Source organism: Paraburkholderia sp. GW821-FHT02A12 (assembly GCF_059422005.1).
Map to the genome: position 1 here is coordinate 1,011,948 of NZ_JBWKWA010000001.1, position 13,838 is coordinate 1,025,785.

A 13,838-nucleotide genomic window follows, 5' to 3' on the forward strand; every position below is an offset into this window, starting at 1 on the left:
CATGACCACGGACGTTTCCGCTCAACCACCCGCAGAGCCGGGCGATCGCCCGGCGGGGCCGCCGCCTTCTGCGCCGCCGCCCAAGCGCCGGCTCGGCCGTTTGCTGCTGAAAACGTTCGCGTGGACGGTCGCGGTGCTGGTGTTGCTGGTCGCGGTGGCGATCGGTCTGCTGTACGGCGCGCTGACGACCGAGCGCGGCACCGGCTATACGTGGCAGGCGGCCGTCAAGCTGCTCGGCGGCAGGCTGACAGGCACCCTGGAAGGCGGCGCGCTCGCGCAGGGCGTGCAACTGCGCCAGGTGCGCTGGCGCAGCCTCGACGGCAGCGGCACCGATATCCAGATCGACCGTGTGGCCGGCCGTTGGGGCCTCACGCGCGCGCCTTGGCGCTTCGCCATCGACTATCTGCATATCGGCACGATCGACGCGCGGGTGGGTTCGTCGCCGAGCACCAGCGGACCGCTGACGCTGCCGCAAGACTTGCGCTTGCCGCTGCAACTCGACATCCGCGACGTGCAGGTCGACAAGCTCCTCCTGCGGCAGGGGGCATCGACTACCGAGTTTTCCCGCTTCGTCTTTCATGGCCGCAGCGACGGACGCCATCACGAGGCCGCCATCGACCGGCTCGACACGCCGTTCGGCGCGGTGACCGCGGCGGCGAAGCTCGACGGCGTGCGGCCGTTTCCGCTGAGCGGCGATCTGGGCTATTCGGGCAAGGTCAACAACGAGCCGGTGCAGGTCGGCGGGCATCTGACCGGCTCGCTTGAAACATTGACAGCCGAGCTGGATGCGAGCGGCATGAAGCTTTCCGGCCATGCGCAGGTCGAAGCGACGCCGTTTGCGGACGTGCCGCTGCAACGCGCGACGCTGACTTTCGATCACGTCAACCCGCAGGCGTTCGCGCCCGGTGCGCCGCTGGCGGATCTGGCGGTGCGGGCGGAGTTGCAGCCGGTAGCACAGGGCGAGGCGGGGACGGTGGTGTTGGGTGCGGCCGCGGCCAGCGCTGTGAACGGGCAGGCGCATGCTGGATCGAGTGCGGCGAGTTCCGTCAGCGCTTCCGGCGCCGTGAGTGCGGCCAGCGCTTCCGGCGCCGTGAGCCCGGCCAGCTCCCCCAACGCCGCCAGCGTCCCGCAGGCCGCCATGGTTAAGAACGGCAAAGGTGGCGTCAATACGGAGGCGTCGCAGAAAGCCGCTGCGGGTTTCGCGGTCGCCGGCCACGTTTCGATCGTCAACGCCAAACCCGGCGCGATCGACCAGAACCTGCTGCCCCTGATCGACGCCCGCGCCGACGTGCGGCTCGACGCGCAGACGCAGCGCATCTCCAATCTGACCGTGCGGCTCGTGAAGAGCGCCACGCTCACCGGCGGCGGCGCGCTGGCCGGCAAGCGCGGCCAGTTCGATCTGCAAGTCGCCGGGCTCGATCTGAACGCGCTCGAAGCGAGCGTGCGGCCGACGCAGCTTGCCGGTTCCATCGGTATCCGTCTGAATGACGACATACAGAGCCTCACGCTCGATCTCGCCGACCCGAAAGCGGCGTTGCGCGCCCAGGGCAAGGTGACGTTCGATCCTGCGCGGATGAGCTTCAACGACGTGCGCGTCACGTCGGGTATGGGCCGCATCGACCTGTCCGGTGCGCTCAAGCACGACGCGAATTCCACCTACAACCTGAAAGCGCAACTGACCGATTTCGATCCGTTGACACTGACTTCGCAAATGCCGTCGCGCGCGGCGGCGACTGGCCCGGCGCCGTCGGCGAGTAAGTCAGCGAATAAGTCAGCGAATAAGTCGGCGAATAAGTCGGCGAGTAACGTCAAGCGCACGCAAGGCGCGGCTCAGGCGGCCAGCGCCGCCGGCGCGAAAAGCGCGGCGCCTGGCGACAAAGCTGCCGCTGCGGTGAAAAACACGGCTAAGGCCGCGGTGCGGGCCGAAGAGGTGCAACGCAAGACGCCGCCTAAGCGCGGCGCGCCGCCCGCCCGCAAGATCGAGGCGCGCGTGAACGGCACGCTGACGGCGGCCGGCGTGCTCGGCCCGACCTTCACCACCAAGGCCGAATTCAAGCTCGGCCCAAGCGTCTACGACGGCCTGCCGCTGACGGGCGGCGGCACGGTCCAGCTGGCCGGTTCGCGGATTCTGCCAAGCCGCGCGAATCTGTCGGTGGCGGGCAACCAGGTCGATCTGCAAGGCAGCTTCGGTGAGCGCGGCGACCGGTTGCGCTTTCGCGTCGATGCGCCGCAACTGGAGCGCCTCGGCTTCGGCCTCGCGGGGCTCGTCGCGGCGGATGGCGACGTCACCGGCTCGTTCGCGCATCCGAACGTCGTGTTGAACTACAAGGCCGACAGCGTCGCGTTCGGCACCAACCGGATCGGCCATGCGGAGGGCCACGCCGAACTGCGCGACGGCGTGAACGGCGCGCTCGTCTTTACCACCGACGCGCGCAACCTGAGCGCGGGCGGCGTCGATCTGACCACGCTCACGGCGCGCCTGTCCGGCACGCGTGCGAACCACACGCTCGAGGCGGCGGCTACCGGCAAGCTGCAGGACCGTCCGCTCGATCTGACGCTCGCCGCCAACGGCAAGCTGACCGAAGCGCGCGACGGCACACGTTGGGACGGCACGGTGAGCCGCCTGCAGAATCGCGGCACGCCGGCGCTCAATCTCGAGTCGCCGCTCGCCGTCAGCGCTGGGCCGAAGCGCGTCACATTGGGTGCGACGCGCCTTACGCTCGAAGGCGCGGTGCTAAACCTCAAATCGTTCGCGCTCGACCACGGCAAGATCCAGTCGGCGGGCAGCTTGACCGACATTTCGCTGGCGCGCTTGCAGGATTTGCGGCGCGAGATCACCGGCACGCCGCCGGCCGTCAAAACCGATCTGGTGTTCGACGGCGACTGGGACTTCGCGCTTGGCAGCACCGCGAGCGGCCACATCCAGTTGAAGCGCCGCGGCGGCGACGTCACGGTTGAAATCGGCCGCGGCCTCGCGTCGCTGGGCATTACGGATATCACGGCGCGCGCCGAATTCAGCGGCGGCAACCGGCTCAACGCCACCGTGCGTGCGCAGGCCAGCCGGATCGGCGTGTTCGACGCCGATGGGCATACCACGCTCGTGATGCGCGACGGCTTTCTCACGCTCAACGAAGAGGGCGCGCTGAACGGCAACGTAAACGCGAACGTGCCGTCGCTGAAAACGACCGGCGGCCTGTTCGGCCCGAGCTATCTGCTCGACGGCCACCTGGCGTTCAAGCTCGCGCTCGGCGGCACGGTCGCCAAGCCGAATCTGTCCGGCTCGCTGCTCGGCGACGGACTGTCGGCGACGATGGTCGACCAGGGTGTGCAACTGAAAGACGGGGTGGTGCGCATTGCGCTGTCGGAAAATCTGGTGGACTTCCAGCAGGTCGAATTTCACGGCGCGAGCGGCACCTTGCGCGCCACCGGCCGGGTGCGGCTGGACAGCGCGCAGCCGGATCTGACCGCCAGCATCGTGGCCGACAAGCTGGAACTGTTCGCCGCGCCCGACCGCAACCTGTCGCTGTCGGGCAGCGCGAGCGTCGCGAACGCGGGGCCGCAGGGCGGCATGGCGATCAACGGCAAGTTCGTGGTCGATCACGCATTGTTCGACATGCCGGAGCAGTCCGCGCCGAAGCTCGGCGACGACGTGGTGGTGGTGCGTCCGGACGGCACGGTGGCGGGCGAGCGGCCGGTCCCGGTGGACGGCACCAACAAGCCGGTCGGCCCGTTCGCGCCGCGCGCGAACATCGACATCAGCCTCGGCAACAACTTCCGTTTCCGCGGGCAAGGCGCCGATCTCGGCCTGACCGGCACGATCACGGCGATGAGCGCGCCGAACCTGCCGCTGCGCGCCGTCGGCAATGTGCGCGTGACGCCAGGGTCGACCTACACCGCATTCGGCCGCAAGCTCGGCATCGAGAACGGCTTCTTCACGTTCAACGGACCGGTGGCCAACCCCGGCATCAACATCCTTGCGATGCGCCGCAATCAGCAGGTCGAGGCGGGCGTGCAGGTGACGGGCACGATCCAGGCTCCGGTCGCGAAGCTGGTGTCGGAGCCGAACGTGGCGGACAACGAAAAGCTCTCGTGGCTGCTGTTCGGTCACGGCACGGACCAGGGCAATAACCTCGGTCAGCAAAGCACCATGACGACGGCGCTCGCGTTGCTCGGCAGCGCGAGCGGCAAGCGGATTGCGCAGACCTTCGGGCTCGACGAGTTTTCGATCGGCCGAAGCGACGTCGGGCTAACCGATCCGCAGGTGGTGATGGTGTCGAAAGCCATCAACGAGTGGCTCGTGATCGGCTACGAGCAGGGTCTGCAGTCGGCGAGCAATGCGATCAAGGCGACGGTCAATCTGACGCGGTACTGGTCGGTCGCGGCCTATGGCGGCACGTTCGACGGCCTCGAGCTGCTTTACACGCGGCGCTTCGACCGGATCAGCTGGTGACGAGAGGAGAAGGCGGTTTGAGCAGAGCAACGGCATAAAAAAACGGCACGCCTTTTAAAGCGTGCCGTTTTTGCTTGTGGCGACCGCGGTCGACGCCGCGCGTCTGTTTTACTTCACGCGCATACCCGGCTTCGCGCCGCTGTCCGGTTCGAGCACGTATAGGCCCGGTTCGGCTTTTTCGTCAGTGGCCGATGCCGCCAGCACCATCCCCTCGGACAGGCCGAACTTCATCTTGCGCGGCGCGAGATTCGCGACCATCACCGTCAGCTTGCCGACCAGCTGCTCCGGCTGATACGCGGACTTGATGCCCGAGAACACGTTGCGCGTTTTTTCTTCGCCGACGTCGAGCGTCAGTTGCAGCAGCTTGTCCGACCCCTCGACGGCCTTGCAGTCGACGATCTTCGCGACGCGCAGATCGATCCTCGCGAAGTCGTCGATCGAGATGACGCCGGGCGTTTCATCCTTCTCGGCGACGGCGGTTGCGTTTGCCTTCGATTTGGTCTTGGCGCCAGCCGGTGCGGCGGCTTCCGGCGTGGCCTGCAGCGAATCGCGATTGGCCGCCAGCAGCGCTTCGATCTGTTTTGGATCGACGCGCGTCATCAGGTGCTTGTACGCGTTGATCGGGCGCGCCGAACTCAGCGGCACATTCGCGTCGGCCCACACCAGCGGCTCGATGCCGAGGAAGGCTTCGACCGCTTCGGCCAGCTTCGGCAACACCGGCTTCAACGCCAGCGACAGCAGGCGGAATGCCTCGACGCTCACGCTGCAGGTTTCATGCAGCGCAACCGCGTTCGCCGGGTCTTTTGCCTGATCCCACGGTTTGGCGGCGTCGACGTAGGCGTTGACCGAGTCAGCCAGTTCCATGGTGTGACGCAGCGCGCGGTTGTACTCGCGCGCTTCATAGTTCGCGGCGATCTGCGGCACGGCGGCGCGCAGCGTGGCGAGCAACGGATGCTGCATGGCGCTGTCCTGCACGCAGCCGTCGAAACGCTTGATCAGGAAACCCGCCGCGCGGCTCGCGATGTTCACGTACTTGCCGACCAGATCGCTGTTCACGCGCGCCTGGAAGTCGTCGAGGTTCAGGTCGAGGTCTTCCATCGTGCTGTTCAGCTTCGCCGCGAAGTAGTAGCGCAGCCATTCCGGATTCAGGCCGGTGTCGATCACGCTTTGCGCAGTGATGAAGGTGCCGCGCGATTTCGACATCTTCGCGCCGTCAACCGTCAGGAAGCCGTGCGCGAACACGTTGGTCGGCGTGCGGTGGCCCGAAAACTCGAGCATGGCCGGCCAGAACAGCGTGTGAAAATACAGAATGTCTTTACCGATGAAGTGGTACTGCTCGGTCTTCGAGCCCTTGCGAACCCAGGCGTCGAAATCGAGGCCGCGCTTTTCGGCGAGATTCCTGAAGCTCGCGTAGTAACCGACCGGCGCATCCAGCCACACATAGAAATACTTGCCCGGCGCGCCTGGAATCTCGAAGCCGAAATACGGCGCGTCGCGCGAGATGTCCCAGTCGGCGAGCCTGGCTTCGCCGGCGTCGCCGAGCCATTCGCGCATCTTGTTGGTGGCTTCCGGCTGCGCCAGACCGCCCACCCACTCGCGCAGGAAATTCTCGCAGCGCGGATCGGACAAGCGGAAGAAGTAGTGCGTCGAGGTCTTGCGAATCGGCGTGGCGCCCGAGACGACCGAATACGGATTGATCAGCTCGGTCGGCTGGTAAGTCGATCCGCATACTTCACAGCTGTCGCCGTACTGGTCTTTCGCGCCGCACTTCGGGCATTCGCCCTTGATGAAGCGATCCGGCAGGAACATTTCCTTGACCGGGTCATACGCCTGTTCGATGTCGCGTGCTTCGATCAGGCCGGCTTCCTTCAGCGCGAGATAGACCGATTCGCTCAGGACGCGGTTTTCCTCGGAATCGGTCGAGTAGTAATTGTCGAACGAAATCCCGTAGCTGTCGAAATCGCGCTTGTGCTCTTGCCAGACGCGGTCGATCAGCTGCTTGGGCGTCAGACCTTCCTTTTCCGCGCGCAGCATGATCGGCGTGCCGTGCGTGTCGTCGGCGCCCACGTAATAGACCTCGTGACCGTGCATTCGCAACGTCCGGACCCAGATGTCCGTCTGGATATATTCGACCAGATGGCCGATATGGATTTGCCCGTTCGCATACGGAAGGGCCGACGTGACGAGAATCTGGCGACGGCCCGACGGCGCGCCTGCGGAGAGATCGGTTGCGGGTGCTGACATAAGGATGGTGGGAGCCTGCGGTGGGACGAAAGGTTGATTCTAGCAGGGCAGGCGACCGGCGCGGGACGGGCCGGCTGGGCTGGGGCCGCGCTGCTGCCGGGCGGGACGGTGCAGAAGCGGTACACACCGCGGGTACAAAACGCGCGCCCAAAAAAAACCGGGGCTGCTAACCCCGGAGCAACAACGACAAGAGGAGAATGGTGACGCAGCGGCATAGCCAGCCACGTACCGTAAAGAGAGACAACGGATTTCCGGCAGAGTTCGAAATTTTTTTCGACCTCGTGTGGAAACCCGTTCGTCAGACTCCTACGGCGCTCCGGACACCGGCCGATTCACGGTAAAGGGGTCCGGCGCCCGGCTGATCCATCCCCTCGAGCCTTGTCCTTATTGCGTCGCGTGCTGTGCCGTGGCGCGCAGATAGATTTCCACACGACGGTTTGCCGCGCGGCCGGCTTCGGTGTTGTTGTCGGCGATCGGCTGGGTCTGGCCCATGCCTTGTGCCGACAGGCGTTGCGGCGAGATGCCGCGCTGCCCCAGGTAGCCCGTCACGCTTTCAGCGCGGTTGACCGACAGCGTCTGGTTGTAAGCCGGCTGGCCGGTGCTGTCCGTGTGGCCGACCACCTGGGCGATCAGCTCCGGATTCTGGGTCATGGTCTGCGTCAGCTGATCCAGCACCGGCGCGAACGACGGCTTGACCGCGTAGCTATTGGTGTCGAAGGTGACCGAGCTCGGGATGTTCAGCTTGAGCGAACCGTCCGGCTGCTCGGTGATCTGTGTGCCGGTGCCCTTGGTGGCGCCTGACAGCTTGTTATGAATCGCCTGCCAGTTGTAGCCGGTGATGCCGCCGACCGCCGCGCCGACGCCCGCGCCGATCGCCGCGCCCTTGCCGCCGCCGAAGATCGCGCCAAGCGCCGCGCCGGTGCCGGCGCCCACGCCCGTACCGACCGCCGTGTTGGTGCCTTGTTGGGTCGCGCAGCCAGCCAGCAACGAACCGGCGACGGCGAAGACGGCCAGGCGAGTCATGATTTTTGCATTCATTTTGATTCCTTTCTTGAGTGAAGCGAGTAAAGCGGTCCGACAGCGAAGAAGGGTCTTCCGGCAAGGCTTGGCGCCAACCACTACAATGATGACAGAAGTACGCAGCGATGCGACCCCATGGCGTTCCGCCTGCCCGAAGGGTGCCCGGCATACCTGGTTTTCGCAATGCTGTCTAACAATTTTTTTCAAATTCCGGCGTGTGGCCGAGACTTCGATTCCGCCGCGCCGCAAGCGTTCCCCACGGAGTGTCAATGAGTATCGATCGGGCTTTGGTCGACGCTGCCCTCGCGGCCGTCGCTGACCCCAATACCGGCCGACCGTACGCGGCCGCCAAGAACATCAAGAACGTGGTTGTGGAGGGAGACACGGTTAGCGTCGACGTGGTACTCGGCTATCCGGCCGCGCGCCAGTTCGAAGCCATCCGCACACAGTTCGCCGACGCGCTGCGAGCCGTGCCCGGCGTAGCCGACGCGCGTGTCCAGGTGTCCCAGCAAGTCGCCGCGCATACCGTGCAACGCGGCGTAAAGCTATTGCCGAACGTCAAGAATATCGTTGCGGTGGCGTCGGGCAAGGGCGGGGTCGGCAAGAGCACGACCGCCGTGAACCTGGCGCTGGCGCTGGCGAGCGAAGGCGCCTCGGTCGGCGTGCTGGATGCCGACATCTACGGTCCGTCGCTGCCGATGATGCTCGGCATCGTGGGCCGTCCCGAGTCGCCCGACGACAAGTCGATGAACCCGATGACCGGCCACGGCCTGCAGGCCAACTCGATCGGCTTTCTGATCGAGCAGGACAACCCGATGGTGTGGCGCGGCCCGATGGCCACTTCCGCGCTCGAGCAACTGCTGCGGCAGACCAACTGGCAAGATCTCGACTACCTGATCGTCGACATGCCGCCGGGCACCGGCGACATTCAGCTGACCTTGTCGCAACGCGTGCCGGTGACGGGCGCCGTGATCGTCACGACGCCGCAGGACATCGCGCTGCTCGACGCCAAGAAGGGTCTCAAGATGTTCGAGAAGGTCGGCATTCCGATCCTCGGTATCGTCGAAAACATGGGTATGCATATCTGCTCGAATTGCGGTCACGAAGAGCATATCTTCGGCGCCGGCGGCGGCGATCGGATGGCGAAGGAATATGGCGTCGAGGTGCTCGGCAGCCTGCCGCTCGATATCGCGATTCGCGAGCAGGCCGATTCGGGCCGGCCGAGCGTCGTAGCCGAGCCGGAAGGACGTATCGCGGAGATCTACCGGTCGATCGCGCGCAAGGTCGCGGTCCATATCGCCGAGCGGGCGCGCGACATGACTTCGAAGTTTCCCAACATCGTCGTGCAGAACACCTGAGCGGCCATTCGGACGAGGGCGCAAGGCATCAATTTGGGCCTGCTCTCGCGGTATCATGTCGACTTCACAAGTTCGGCCCGGCGGCCGCAGGGGCGGCCGCCGGGCCGACAAGAGGATCGCATGGGAAAACGAATCGACGGACAGGCGGTGCATGCGTTCATCGTACTGGCTGCCAGCAGTGTGCTGTTATGCGGCTGCAGCGTCTTCCTGAGGCCACAGGAAAAGCGCGCCGACGCGCAGTTGCTGCCCACCGTGGGCAATCAGGCGCGGGGGCTCGTGACGTTTATCGAGCGCTCGGACGGCGTACAGGTCACCTACAACCTCACGGGCTTGCCGCCCAATAGCGACCACGCGTTGCAAGTGCATGAACGCGGCGACTGCAATGCCGCGGACGGCTCCAGCGCCGGCCAGGTGTTCTCGCCGGCAGCCGAGCGTCTGAAGGCGGGCGCGCGGGTCGAGGGCGATCTCGGCAACATTCATGCGGACGCGAACGGCGTGGCCACGGGTTTCATCGTCGCGCCGGATGTGTCGCTCGACGGTATCCGCTCGGTGTTGCAACGCGCTGTGCTGCTGCATCACGACGCTACCGATCCGTATGCCTATCCGCAGCATGGCGCGGGCCCGGCGCTCGCATGCGGTTCGATTCGCCAGTGAAGGCGGGGCGCAGCGCGTGTCCCATCCGCATACACCTGGCCGCTAGCTGCCGCGCAAGCAGAGGTGCGTGCAGGTGTCGCAGACCGCTCTCAAACCCTACCCGCAGCAGCATTCTCACGATCGCGTAAAATAAGCGCCTTTCGTCGGGGACGCCCAGTCGGGGACGCCTGGTCGGGGACGCCTGGTCGGGGACGCCTAATCGGGGGTGCCTGGTCCGGAACGCCTGGCCCGGGAAGCCTGGTCAGCACGCACAGTCCCCCGTGGCGGCCCGCCAAGGCGGCGCGCCGCTCAGGCCGCTACCCGACACTTAGCCGAACCCGTTGCCCGGTCCCGATACCGGGTTGTTACCCGTCACACATCTGTCACTCACGTCGAGCAGCGTTCACCTATGACCATCAAATCCGACAAGTGGATCCGGCGCATGGCCGAGTCGCACAAGATGATCGAGCCGTTCGTGCCCGATCAGATCCGCGTCTCCGAAGACGGCCGGAAGATCGTCAGCTACGGCACCTCGAGCTACGGCTACGACATTCGCTGCGCCGACGAATTCAAGATCTTCACCAACATCAACTCGACCATCGTCGATCCGAAGAACTTCGACGAGAAGTCGTTTGTCGATTTCAAGGGCGACGTCTGCATCATCCCGCCGAATTCGTTCGCGCTGGCCCGCACGGTCGAGTATTTCCGCATTCCACGCAGCGTCCTGACCGTGTGTCTGGGTAAATCCACGTATGCGCGTTGCGGAATCATCGTCAACGTGACGCCGTTCGAACCGGAATGGGAAGGGCACGTCACGCTCGAATTCTCAAATACGACACCTTTGCCTGCGAAAATCTACGCGAACGAAGGCGTCGCGCAGGTGCTGTTTTTCGAAAGCGACGAGATTTGTGAGACGTCGTATGCGGATCGCGGCGGCAAATATCAAGGTCAGCACGGCGTCACGTTGCCTAAAACGTGACGTCGGCAGCGCACTGACCCACTAGCTATTCGGGTGACCGCTGCACTTTACAAAGCGCAGCGGTCGTTCTTTTTGGAGAATCGCCCATGAAGTTTCGTTTTCCCGTCGTCATCATCGACGAAGATTTCCGCTCCGAGAACATCTCGGGTTCCGGCATCCGGGCCTTGGCCGAAGCAATCGAGAAAGAAGGCGCGGAAGTGCTCGGGTTGACGAGCTATGGCGATCTGACTTCGTTCGCGCAGCAATCGAGCCGCGCGTCGTGCTTCATCCTGTCGATCGACGACGACGAACTGCTGCCGTACGTCGATAACGTCGTGGTGGAAGGCGAAACGCCGGAACTGGCCGCCGCGATCGTCGCGCTGCGTGCGTTCGTGACCGAAGTGCGCCGCCGCAACGCGGACATTCCGATCTTCCTGTACGGCGAAACGCGCACCTCGCGCCACCTGCCGAACGACATCCTGCGCGAACTGCACGGCTTCATTCACATGTTCGAGGACACGCCGGAGTTCGTCGCGCGCCACATCATCCGCGAGACCAAGGTGTATCTGGATTCGCTCGCGCCGCCGTTCTTCAAGGAACTGGTGCAGTACGCGGACGAGGGTTCGTACTCGTGGCATTGCCCGGGGCACTCGGGCGGCGTCGCGTTCCTGAAGAGTCCGCTCGGCCAGATGTTCCATCAGTTCTTCGGCGAGAACATGCTGCGCGCCGACGTCTGCAACGCCGTCGACGAACTCGGCCAGCTGCTCGATCACACGGGGCCGGTCGCCGCGTCCGAGCGCAACGCCGCGCGCATCTTCAGCGCCGATCACGTGTTCTTCGTCACCAACGGCACGTCGACCTCGAACAAGATCGTCTGGCACGGCACGGTTGCGCCGGGCGACATCGTGCTGGTGGACCGCAACTGCCACAAGTCGATCCTGCACGCGATCACGATGACCGGCGCGATTCCGGTGTTCCTCACGCCGACGCGCAACAATTTCGGCATCATCGGCCCGATTCCGCGCAGCGAATTCGAGCCGGAAAACATCCGCAGGAAGATCGAGGCGAATCCGTTCGCGCGTGAGGCGCTGGCGAAGAACCCGAATCTCAAGCCGCGCATTCTGACGATCACGCAGAGCACCTACGACGGCGTGATCTACAACGTCGAGATGATCAAGGACATGCTGGGCGATCTGCTCGACACGCTGCACTTCGACGAAGCGTGGCTGCCGCACGCCGAGTTCCACGAGTTCTACCAGGACATGCACGCGATCGGCGCGGGCCGTCCGCGCATCGGCGCGATGGTGTTCGCCACGCACTCCACGCACAAGCTGCTGGCCGGCATTTCGCAGGCGTCGCAGATCGTCGTGCAGGACTCGAAGAACAGCCGCTTCGACAAGCACCGCTTCAACGAAGCGTATCTGATGCACACGTCGACAAGCCCGCAGTACGCGATCATCGCGTCGTGCGACGTGGCCGCGGCGATGATGGAAGCGCCGGGCGGCACCGCTTTGGTCGAAGAGTCGATTGCCGAAGCGCTCGACTTCCGCCGTGCGATGAGCAAGGTCGACGCCGAATACGGCGACGACTGGTTCTTCAAGGTGTGGGGTCCGGACCAGTTCGCCGACGAAGGCATCGGTTCACGCGAAGACTGGATGCTGCGCCCGAACGATGCGTGGCACGGTTTCGGCCCGCTCGCCGAAGGCTTCAACATGCTCGACCCGATCAAGGCGACCATCGTCACGCCGGGTCTGGATATGGACGGCGGTTTCGGCGAGTCGGGCATTCCGGCAGCGATCGTCACGAAGTATCTGGCCGAGCACGGCATCATCGTCGAGAAGACCGGCTTGTACTCGTTCTTCATCATGTTCACGATCGGCATCACGAAGGGCCGCTGGAACTCGATGGTCACCGAACTGCAGCAGTTCAAGGACGACTACGACAACAACCAGCCGCTGTGGCGCGTGCTGCCCGAGTTCGTCTCGCATCATCCGATGTACGAGCGGGTCGGCCTGCGCGATCTGTGCGAGCAGATTCACAGCGTCTATCGTGCGAACGACATTGCGCGCCTGACGACCGAGATGTACCTGTCGAGCATGGAACCGGCGATGAAGCCGTCCGACGCGTTCGCCAAGCTCGCCCATCGCGAGATCGACCGGGTACCGATCGACGAACTCGAAGGCCGCGTGACGTCGATTCTGTTGACGCCGTATCCGCCCGGCATTCCGCTGCTGATTCCGGGCGAGCGCTTTAACAGGACCATCGTCAACTATCTGCGTTTCGCGCGCGAATTCAACGAACGTTTCCCGGGATTCCACACGGACATCCACGGGCTTGTCGGCGAAATGATCAACGGGCGCATCGAATACTTCGTCGATTGCGTGCGCGCCTGACGATGTGGACGGTGAAGTCCCTGCTGGGTGCCGACGGCTGGCGGCGCGCGCGCTGCGCGCTGGCTTTGACGTCGGCGGCCGTGCTTGGCGCGATGTTCGGCGCCGTGTTCGGTGTAGCGCCCTCGGCGGCGCATGCCGAAGTCGGCGCTGCCGATCCGATCGACGCGGCGATGCGCACATGTCTCGCGCGCAGCGACATGTCGTCGACGGCGGGGCAGGTGCAGTGCATGGACAACGCGCGGATCGGCTGGAAGGCCGCGTTGGACAACGCGTGGCAGCAGCTTCAGCCGAAGTTGCCGCCCGCGCGGCGCAAGCAGTGGGAAAAGAGCCAGGCGAGCTGGCAGGCCTCACGCGACGCCGAGAAGCAGTTGCTGGCCGACGTGTTCGCGACGACGCGCGGCACGATGTATGTGCTCGCCGAAGCCGATATGCAGTTGCAGCCGGTGCGCGACCGGGCGCTGGCGCTGCGCAGCGCTGCGGCGAGGATCAGCGCCGGCGGCGATGCGCCGCGCCGTCCGCGCGCCTGTACCGCGGATGCGCATTGCGAACATGCGATGTTCGATCTGAACCGTTACTACCGCCGCTTGCAAGCGAAGATGCCGGCGCACGCGCGGCCGACCCTGGTGCGCGCGCAGAAAGCGTGGACGGCGTATCTCAATGCCACCACGCCGTTGGTCGACGAGCGTGGCCGCATCGACATCATTGGCGCGCGGGTTGCGACGCTCAAGCGTTTGTCGGAGACGGCCGGCAACGATTAGGGACGCGTTGCGGTTCGAGCGTGC

The 13,838-nt window shown here is 64.9% G+C and carries 8 protein-coding genes; 6 read left to right on the forward strand and 2 right to left on the reverse strand.

Going from position 1 to position 13,838, the window contains the following annotated elements; all coding sequences use genetic code 11:
- The first annotated feature begins 1 nt into the window (after position 1).
- A complete protein-coding gene (locus AC07WT_RS04575; protein ID WP_494946207.1) occupies positions 2-4,450 on the forward strand; it encodes a translocation/assembly module TamB domain-containing protein in 4,449 nt (1,482 codons plus the stop codon).
- A gap of 108 nt (positions 4,451-4,558) precedes the next feature.
- Here AC07WT_RS04575 and metG read toward each other — a convergent pair whose 3' ends face one another.
- Complete coding sequence (gene metG / locus AC07WT_RS04580; RefSeq protein WP_494946208.1) at positions 4,559-6,694, reverse strand: methionine--tRNA ligase; 2,136 nt, start codon at positions 6,692-6,694, stop codon at positions 4,559-4,561.
- A gap of 384 nt (positions 6,695-7,078) precedes the next feature.
- The gene (locus tag AC07WT_RS04585) at positions 7,079-7,732 is read right to left on the reverse strand and encodes a YiaD family glycine zipper/OmpA-like lipoprotein (protein WP_492591081.1); all 654 of its coding nucleotides are present in this window, start codon (positions 7,730-7,732) and stop codon (positions 7,079-7,081) included.
- A 251-nt stretch (positions 7,733-7,983) separates the two neighbouring features.
- On the opposite strand from AC07WT_RS04585, the gene apbC reads away from it, so the two are divergent.
- The 5 genes from apbC (at position 7,984) to AC07WT_RS04610 (ending at position 13,814) form a co-directional block, all read left to right on the forward strand.
- Positions 7,984-9,072 (forward strand): iron-sulfur cluster carrier protein ApbC, encoded by a 1,089-nt coding sequence (gene apbC, locus AC07WT_RS04590; protein WP_494946209.1) that lies wholly within the window; start codon positions 7,984-7,986, stop codon positions 9,070-9,072.
- A 120-nt stretch (positions 9,073-9,192) separates the two neighbouring features.
- Positions 9,193-9,726, forward strand: a complete 534-nt coding sequence (locus AC07WT_RS04595; protein ID WP_494946210.1) for a superoxide dismutase family protein — start codon at positions 9,193-9,195, stop codon at positions 9,724-9,726.
- A gap of 388 nt (positions 9,727-10,114) precedes the next feature.
- Entirely contained in the window at positions 10,115-10,684 is a 570-nt protein-coding gene (dcd, locus tag AC07WT_RS04600; protein WP_013338490.1) for a dCTP deaminase, read from the forward strand.
- 86 nt (positions 10,685-10,770) lie between these two features.
- Complete coding sequence (locus tag AC07WT_RS04605; RefSeq protein ID WP_494946211.1) at positions 10,771-13,056, forward strand: Orn/Lys/Arg family decarboxylase; 2,286 nt, start codon at positions 10,771-10,773, stop codon at positions 13,054-13,056.
- Between the two features lie 2 nt (positions 13,057-13,058).
- A complete protein-coding gene (locus AC07WT_RS04610) occupies positions 13,059-13,814 on the forward strand; it encodes a lysozyme inhibitor LprI family protein (protein WP_494946212.1) in 756 nt (251 codons plus the stop codon).
- Positions 13,815-13,838: the final 24 nt, after the last annotated feature.